8 protein-coding genes are annotated in these 7,786 nt (G+C 43.4%); 1 reads left to right on the top strand and 7 read right to left on the bottom strand.

From position 1 onward, the window contains the following. Positions 1 to 374: 374 nt before the first annotated feature. A complete protein-coding gene (gene menB, locus IM479_RS07540) occupies positions 375 to 1,208 on the bottom strand; it encodes a 1,4-dihydroxy-2-naphthoyl-CoA synthase (protein WP_287687752.1) in 834 nt (277 codons plus the stop codon). 416 nt (positions 1,209 to 1,624) lie between these two features. Beyond that, the gene (locus IM479_RS07535; RefSeq protein WP_287687750.1) at positions 1,625 to 2,575 is read right to left on the bottom strand and encodes a glycosyltransferase family 2 protein; all 951 of its coding nucleotides are present in this window, start codon (positions 2,573 to 2,575) and stop codon (positions 1,625 to 1,627) included. 276 nt (positions 2,576 to 2,851) lie between these two features. On the opposite strand from IM479_RS07535, the gene IM479_RS07530 reads away from it, so the two are divergent. Then, complete coding sequence (locus IM479_RS07530) at positions 2,852 to 3,469, top strand: serine O-acetyltransferase (RefSeq protein ID WP_004160672.1); 618 nt, start codon at positions 2,852 to 2,854, stop codon at positions 3,467 to 3,469. Here the strand turns inward: IM479_RS07530 and ispD are convergent. The 5 genes from ispD to IM479_RS07505 all read right to left on the bottom strand — a co-directional run bounded on the left by ispD (position 3,464) and on the right by IM479_RS07505 (position 7,436). Next, positions 3,464 to 4,144 (bottom strand): 2-C-methyl-D-erythritol 4-phosphate cytidylyltransferase, encoded by a 681-nt coding sequence (gene ispD, locus IM479_RS07525; RefSeq protein WP_287076733.1) that lies wholly within the window; start codon positions 4,142 to 4,144, stop codon positions 3,464 to 3,466. The genes IM479_RS07530 and ispD overlap by 6 nt on opposite strands. A 143-nt stretch (positions 4,145 to 4,287) precedes the next feature. Then, complete coding sequence (locus IM479_RS07520; RefSeq protein WP_287076732.1) at positions 4,288 to 4,686, bottom strand: DUF1824 family protein; 399 nt, start codon at positions 4,684 to 4,686, stop codon at positions 4,288 to 4,290. Positions 4,687 to 5,170: 484 nt separating this feature from the next. Then, positions 5,171 to 5,848, bottom strand: coding sequence for a hypothetical protein (locus IM479_RS07515; protein ID WP_287687747.1), 678 nt, complete (start codon positions 5,846 to 5,848; stop codon positions 5,171 to 5,173). A 183-nt stretch (positions 5,849 to 6,031) separates the two neighbouring features. After that, positions 6,032 to 6,922, bottom strand: coding sequence for a hypothetical protein (locus IM479_RS07510; RefSeq protein ID WP_287687745.1), 891 nt, complete (start codon positions 6,920 to 6,922; stop codon positions 6,032 to 6,034). 10 nt (positions 6,923 to 6,932) lie between these two features. Next, positions 6,933 to 7,436 carry a hypothetical protein gene (locus IM479_RS07505; RefSeq protein WP_287687743.1) on the bottom strand — a complete coding sequence of 168 codons (504 nt, stop codon included), beginning with the start codon at positions 7,434 to 7,436 and terminating at the stop codon, positions 6,933 to 6,935. Positions 7,437 to 7,786 lie beyond the last annotated feature (350 nt).

Raw genomic sequence — 7,786 nt, 5'->3', positions numbered from 1 at the left:
GTGTCAGTCTGTGGAGCGACCATAAGACCAGAACAGAGTAAATCTGTTAAGGCAGGTGCGGAACCCCGCAAGGGAAAGAAGCAGAAACCTAAATCGTGAGGTTTGGGAATCACCGTCCGTTTACGGCGGTGAGGATGTCAAGGATTGTCTCCCAATATCACAGCCATTTCGAGAAGGAGATCGGACACAACCCAGTCAAGGCCATCAGGGAAAAACCACTTCTGTTTGAAACCAATGCTGCTACCGAACCTAACTACTCTCTCTAAACTAGCATAGCTGATCAGTGATCAGTAGGAGTAGGGAGTATTAAGTGAGCAGTATTATCTGGCAGTTTTCTGCTTTCTTCCCACTGATTACTGTTCACCGATAACTGATTAGGGTAGCCAAGGATATTGACTAAAATCGGGGGGACGTTTTTCCAGGAAAGCCTGTTTACCTTCGGCTCCTTCGGCGGTCATATAGTAGAGTAAAGTGGCATTACCCGCTAACTCCTGTAAACCCGCTTGACCATCACAATCAGCATTAAAAGCCGATTTTAGGCAGCGAATCGCCAAGGGACTTTTTTCGAGAATTTCTAAGGACCATTTAACCCCTTCCGGCTCTAATTCCTCCACCGGGACCACATGGTTAACCAAACCCATTGCTAAAGCTTGTTGGGCGTTATACTGCCGACAGAGAAACCAAATCTCGCGAGCTTTTTTCTGACCGACTACCCGGGCCAGATAACTAGAGCCAAAACCGCCGTCAAAACTGCCCACTTTCGGACCGGTCTGGCCAAAAATGGCGTTATCCGCTGCTAAGGTTAAATCACAAACCAAGTGCAAAACATGACCCCCCCCGACCGCATAACCTGCCACCAGCGCGATAACTACCTTGGGGATGGAGCGAATTAATTTCTGTAAATCCAGCACATTGAGCCGGGGTACGCCATCATCGCCAATATAACCCGCCTGACCGCGCACCGTCTGATCGCCGCCGGAACAAAAAGCATATTTGCCGTCGCTGTGGGGACCTGCACCCGTGAGCAATACCACCCCAATGCGCGCATCCTCGCGAGCATCACAGAAAGCGTCGTAAAGCTCAAAAACTGTCTTCGGACGGAAGGCATTACGCTTATGGGGGCGATTTATAGTGATTTTGGCGATTCCCCCCCATTTATGGTAAAGAATATCCTCGTAGGTTTTGACGGATTGCCATTCAACGCTCATAGTCTCGGTTATCGGCACAGCTTTTTTACCTTACCCTATTTTGTCCCCCACTTTGAAGCCTGGATCGCCTGAATAGGGGAATGGATAGTTGACCGAAAAGGTTTAAAGCTGATTCCCTTCCTGATGTTTTCTGGGTATTTATTCAAAATATATTGATCCTATTTGCTAACTTTAAAGAGGTAAAAATATGAGTACAAGTAATAAAACTAAGCTTGAATCATTAGAGTTTTATTTGGGACTAAAATATCCGATAACAATTTATCCTGATGATCAGGGGGGATATGTATCAGAAATTAAGCATCTTCCAGGATGTTTTACTCAGGGAGAAACCATAGAGGAAACCTTGATCAGTAATCAGTAATCAGTGAACTGAAAACTCATATCTGATAACTGATCACTGGTCACTGATAACTGAATTAAAGCCATTCGATTTCTTTAGCTTTTTCGGGTAATTTAGCCGTGGCTTGTCCTTGGCTGCGGGACTGAAACCGAATTAAATCGAGGGGAGTAGCCAATAAATCTACTAAATCTGCTTTACCAAACAGTAACTTGAGAGTATTTTTTGGTAGCTCTTTAAATAACCAACGACCGAGAGTAAAAAATAACTCTTGACTGGTTAAAGGTCGCATCAATTCGACACCATACAATTCGTGAAGATAGCGATTCGAGCGCCCGTAACGTTTTAATTGACTTCTTAAGTCTTCTAAGGTAGAACGATGACGATGGTAAATAATTGCCTCTGGTGCGTAGGTTAATTGCCAGTCGGTTTGTTGTTGAATACGCCAACAGATATCGGCATCACCACCGGTAGTTAAATAAGGACGAAATAAACCAACTTTTTGAAAAGCTTCTCGACGAATAGCGAGGTTAGCAGTTTGACCGTAGGGACAAAAAGAATGTTCTAAAAGAAATTTTGGTGACATAAAGTGACGACGTTCCGCATAATTTTCCAACCAAGTGGAACCAGTTAACGCAGCAATTTCACCCGCTACCAGACCGATGTTAGGATCTTTAAAGGGTTGGATCAATTCTGTCAACCATTGCGGTACGGGACGACAATCGGCATCGGTAAAGGCCAGAAAAGGATAACGAGAGCTTTTGATCCCTTTGTTGCGAGCAGCGTAGGAGCTTTGTATGTGATTTTCGCTTAAAATGATCAGTTTCAGTCCCCTCTGTTCTTGTGCTGCCTTTCCTAATAATTCTGCCGTGCGATCGCTACTATTATTATCAACTAAAATATATTCAACTAATTGACGGGGATAGCTCTGTTTGGCTAAACAATCAATTAGAGGGGGTAGATCTTTCTCTCCGTTATAAACTGGCACGATCACGGATACTTCGGGAAAGAACTGCAAGGTAGTTGACATCGTTGGAGACCAATAAACGGGGGACGGTTGAACTATTCCCTACAATCATACTATAATCAATAGCAACAAAAGCGGTTCTTCGTTACTTGTTCTGGTTCGATAGGGTGGCATAAATCGACTAAATCCTTATCTGGCAAGAGATTTAATTGATTGGTTAGCTCTAGATCGAAAACAATTGACAAAAATCGCCAAATGTCTTTCTTTATAACGGTTTCATCTCTTATAATCCTGTCTGTTGCATAAGACAAACCGAAGAACCCTTATTTTAGACCAACGATGAAAAGTTTCTTCCGAAAATTATTTTTCTATGTGGGTATTCTTTGGCTCTCACCCTTAATCATTGCTTTTCAGGTAGCTAATAATCGAGAGCTTATCTTAGGTGATGTGCGGCGTTGGGTAGAGTTATTAGGCCGGGAAAAAAGAGCAGATTGGTTACAATTGTTAGCTCTGTGTCTGGAGGCAAAAGAATTTAGAAATTTATATTATTGTCGTCTTTTTCAAGGTGGTTCATTCAGCCGTTTTTTTATGTATATTCTTAGGTTTTTCTATCGAGAAAGTTCCTATTTATTTCTAGATTCTTCCTGTTCGATTGGCAAAGGATTATTTATTCAACACGGTTTTAGTACGATTGTTATGGCGGATTTGGGCGATAACTGTTGGATTAATCAACAGGTAACAATTGGGTATAAAGATAAAAGCGGTCGCCCCAAAATTGGCAATAATGTCAGGATTACCGCCGGCGCTAAAGTCTTAGGAAACATTACCATCGGCGATAATGTCACCGTGGGCGCAAATTCAGTGGTAGTCAAAGATGTTCCAGCTAATTGTGTGGTGGTGGGTATTCCCGCTCGTATTATTAAACGCGATGGGGTTAAAGTAGATGAAAAATTATAAACGTTGACTTAAAATATATTCGGCAATGGCCAGATCCCCCGGAGTAGTAATTTTTAAGTTAGTTTCTTCACCGACGACAATTTTGACGGGAAAACCACATTTTTCTAATAAGGCGGCATCGTCGGTGACTTCCCAAGCTAATTTTCGGCCCTGTTCATGACATTCTTTTAATAATTTTACCTGAAAACCCTGGGGCGTTTGGGCTGCCCACAACCGCGAGCGATCCGGTGTATCCTCAATCCAGCCCTTGCTATCGACAATTTTAATCGTATCTTTCACCGGAATCGCCGCAATGAAACCCTGACAAGTGGCTAAAGCGGCGGCACAGCGATCGAATAATTCGGGAGTGGCTAAACAGCGCGCCCCATCGTGAATTAAAACCGTCTGAGCCCCCTCTGGTAGGGATTGTAAGCCATTATAAACCGATTTTTGTCTGGTTTCGCCTCCTTGGATGATTTGCACGGGTTTAAGGGCATTTATGGCGGTGATAATTTCTCGGATATCCTCAAAGTCTTCTGGTTGTGCCATAATCCCAATCCAGATAATTGCCCGGGATTGCATGGCAGCCAGCAAAGTCCAAGCGAGGAGCGGTTTTCCGTGCAGGGTGAGCAGTAATTTATTGCGATCGCTGCCCATGCGTTTACCCATTCCCGCTGCTGGAATTAACAAATACATATTTTTTTCAGGTAAAAAGTTAACAAGAGTCAGGAAAGAGAATTCAGTGGACAGGAGTGGGGAGCTTTTTGCCTCTTATTTGTAAACAGTAATCACTGTCCGGCTGATGGTTAATCGCTTAAATAACCCAAAAACTATGCCTCTTAAGAGAATAAATCGAGGGGAAAGTGACCATAAGTACCGACTAATTGATCATTTTCTGACTGACAAGAAACCAGGACACCGCGATAGGTTCCCGTATAGGAATCGAGATAGGAAGCTTGTCTTCGGGTATTGTATTTAATATACACCGCTCCCTGTTCTGGGGGGTCTTCTGGGAGACTATTAGGTAAGGGGTATCCCAGGGCTTGTAGATAACTTTTCAGGGCTTTAAATCCCTCTTCATTGTTATCGGCACAGATACCTAAATTAATTGATTCCGAACCTTGGTTAACTAATAAAATTGCCTGTCTTAGAGCTTCTTCTTCTTCAGGGGATTGGGCAATTTTTAGTTGAATACATCCATATTCTTTTAGGAGTTTCAAGGCTTCTTCAATAGACATGAGCGGTTAGATATGTGTGGCTAAAGATAAAAAATAAACTGTTGCTGCTGTCCTTACCGACAAATTCCCAAGAAAAAAAGCCCTAAATCATTGGGGTTTAGAGATAGGAAAATTTTGCATTGGTCTTAATCGTAAGATCGCCAATTTCGATCATATCAGGTTGGGGACAGGAAAATTTATCGGGGTTGTTCGAGCGCTCCGGGTTGTGCGGGCATTTCACACTAAATCCGGTTATTAAAGAATGATTATTTATGGTTTGCTGAATAAAGCTAAAAACCTTGTTGGGTAAGACTTTTAGACCTTTTGTCAATCAAAAAGTACTGGATATGGCAGTGATCGGGGGGAAATTTAGGCACTTTTTCCCTGAAAATTAGGTAATTGGCCATCTCAAAACTGGTAAAACCCCACACCCCACACCCCACACCCCACACCCCACACCCACCGAAAAACTTTTTCAGCAGACCCTATTTATTCCCCCTATTGCCTATTGCCCATTGCCCATTGAATGAGTGCCTGTCCTCATAAGTAGCCTATGCTCAACGGATTTAGTATCACTCACTGCTTTTTGATAGCCAAAGTAAGCACCTATAATAATTCCAGCACCAAAACCGATCGCTAGGTAAGACAAAATTATACTGAGGGGAAAAGAGGAGTGTCTCCGATGAGATAGGGAAAATCGCTCACCAGTCGCCACAATATTCTCAGCAGCTTCAGTGAACTCCTCCGGTGTCTCTAGGGCTTTTTCTTCGGTTGTTTCAGAGTCTTCCAAAGCTTCTGGGACATCTTCTCGGTCATTTTCGGCGATTTCTTCGGTTATTGTCGGCAAAGAGTTTAATTTAGTGACACGATTGACGATTAAATCATCTTGACTCAGGGTTATCGATTCTTGCCAAGCGGGGATATCGGATGCCTCGGTCATACCGTAAACGATCACTTGTTCTAATCCATCGATGCCCAAGCTTTTGATTTCTGCCGACAAAAAAGGTAATAACTTGTGTTGATTGGGTATATTTTTGGATTGAACTTTTAGAGTCAGGACATTTTCTTGCGGGGTGGCTTCAACAACCTCTATTTTTGTGGTTAAGAGACTTTGGTTAAGTAGAGCAATAATAGCGGCTGCATCTTGCTGTTTAGCGGCATGGATAAGTTGTGCCTGATTCATGACCTTGAGGGGCTAAGGAGGGTATATTGTACTAAATCCTCTTGAAAAGGTATAGGAAAGTGGGTGAGTGCCGGAGCAGGGGGAAACAATCCATAACTGGGTTTTTAAAGTTGAATTGGGACTTAATCATGCTATTAAAAACCGATTTGGTATCGGTCTGTCCATCCCTGCCCCCGGTGCCACTTAAATTTCCGCCACGGCTCTTTCGATTAAACGACGAGCCAGGGTTTGAATACCGGTATGTTCATAGTAATTAGTCGTCATATCGAGGAATGCCCCAACATATACCAATTTATCGGCAGAAAAGTCGATAAATCCCTGAATTTTGCTCAATAATCCCTGCTGGCTCAAACTGCGATCGCTGACAAAACTACTCATCCAACCTTTAGTGGAGTCGAAACTTTGACCGATAAAGTCTAATTTTCTGGCAGTATTTCCCCCCGGAATCAATTCTTTAATACTGCCGAAAGTGGAGTTAGATTCTAATTCTTCCGGGCTGAGAATGCTGAGGCTCGATTCCACTTTCCGGATAAAACTGCCCCCCAGGGGAATTAAACCATCCAAACAAACTAACGCCGCCATCCGCATCAGGGATTCGCCGCTATAATCTGCCAGAGAAGTGACGAAATCATCGATACTATCCCCCGGAATGCCATTAATTTGACAAAAAGCGACTAATTCTGTCACTAATTTCAAGGTTAGATCGATGGTTTGCGCTTTTTCGGGGGCAGGGGTTAATTTTTCGATTAAACCGCCCATGAGGGGAATTTTACCACCGACGGCATTAGCAAGAGAGGCGGCGGCTAGGGCATTATCGGCGCTGTCGATGGTTTGGTAGAGCCAGAGCGCCCGTTGATAGCCCTGGGATTTATCATTAAACAACCAAACGGCTCGATCGCCAATCTGTTGAATCATACTTTCGTCGGTTTCGCCGGTGACTGCGATAATCGTATTTTTAAACCCGACTAGGTTATCCCACTGCCCCGGCACGACATAATCAAGGGTTTTGAGAACTTTGACGGTGAGATTATTAGTCGGTAATTCGTCCACCAGTTCAAAAATTGGCTTACTCACGGATGTCTCCTTACTTTAATTTTGCTAGACCATCTAAATCGAACTTAGCTAACCAAACTTGGCGATCGCTGGCGGAAAAATCGGCATCCCGCGATAAAACCTTGACTTGATAGCGATTATTGACTAAAACGGCGGTGGCGGTTGCACCCTGTTCGACAGAGGGAAAACCTTTAATTGTGGTTTGACTGTCTTGGAATTTATTGGCCGCCGCGGGATTATTGCTGATGTCAGATATGGCTAACATAGCCAGAACTTTGCCATCTTGCTTCAGTTTTGCCTCAGCAAAGCCTTTTTTCTCCTGGGTATAGACGCGCTCGTATCCTCCCCCAGAAGGCGGGAAAAACCGATTAAAACTGCCGCCAGAGGTGGATTCTTTCACCACTGCCGCCGCCCCGCGAGCGGTACTTTCTTGTTGCGCTTGGTCAAATTGTGAGGGAGCTTTAGCACAGGAAGTTACTAGCAAAAGTACCGCCAATACCCCTGCTATCAAGATTTTGCCAAATCGAAAGCTCATAGTTCTCTTAATTAAAACTTACTAATGTTTGTTTGTAGTATATCTCTCGCTTATTGCTGATTATTGTTAAGTTTTTCTAGATTCTCTCACACCAGACCGGGAAAAGAAGAGAAAATCAGCAAAATTCCAGTCAATAACTAATTTTTAGGAGTACATCTCAATATTAGCTCTCCTGCAAAAATCAAAAATCTTCCGTTAGTGGGACTTATGCGTTTTCGGTCAGCAAAAAAGGCTCAAACCATTACGGGACAAAGGGTTAACCTCGATTTATGATTTTCCTTGATATATCTGGGTTTCAGCGATTTTGGGCTTGGTCGAAGTAAATCCCAAGCGGGGATTGGAGTTGAGGC

Source organism: Microcystis sp. M165S2 (genome assembly GCF_020245885.1).
GTDB lineage: Bacteria > Cyanobacteriota > Cyanobacteriia > Cyanobacteriales > Microcystaceae > Microcystis.
The sequence above is the reverse complement of the archived record's forward strand: the minus strand, read 5'-3'. Positions and strand labels throughout refer to the sequence as shown.

Bases quoted from the DNA above. Each gene is read 5' to 3' on its own strand.
- menB (WP_287687752.1), bottom strand. From the start codon at position 1,208: ATGAGCGTTGAATGGCAATCCGTCAAAACCTACGAGGATATTCTTTAC.
- IM479_RS07535 (WP_287687750.1), bottom strand. From the start codon at position 2,575: ATGTCAACTACCTTGCAGTTCTTTCCCGAAGTATCCGTGATCGTGCCA.
- IM479_RS07530 (WP_004160672.1), top strand. From the start codon at position 2,852: ATGAAAAGTTTCTTCCGAAAATTATTTTTCTATGTGGGTATTCTTTGG.
- ispD (WP_287076733.1), bottom strand. From the start codon at position 4,144: ATGTATTTGTTAATTCCAGCAGCGGGAATGGGTAAACGCATGGGCAGC.
- IM479_RS07520 (WP_287076732.1), bottom strand. From the start codon at position 4,686: ATGTCTATTGAAGAAGCCTTGAAACTCCTAAAAGAATATGGATGTATT.
- IM479_RS07515 (WP_287687747.1), bottom strand. From the start codon at position 5,848: ATGAATCAGGCACAACTTATCCATGCCGCTAAACAGCAAGATGCAGCC.
- IM479_RS07505 (WP_287687743.1), bottom strand. From the start codon at position 7,436: ATGAGCTTTCGATTTGGCAAAATCTTGATAGCAGGGGTATTGGCGGTA.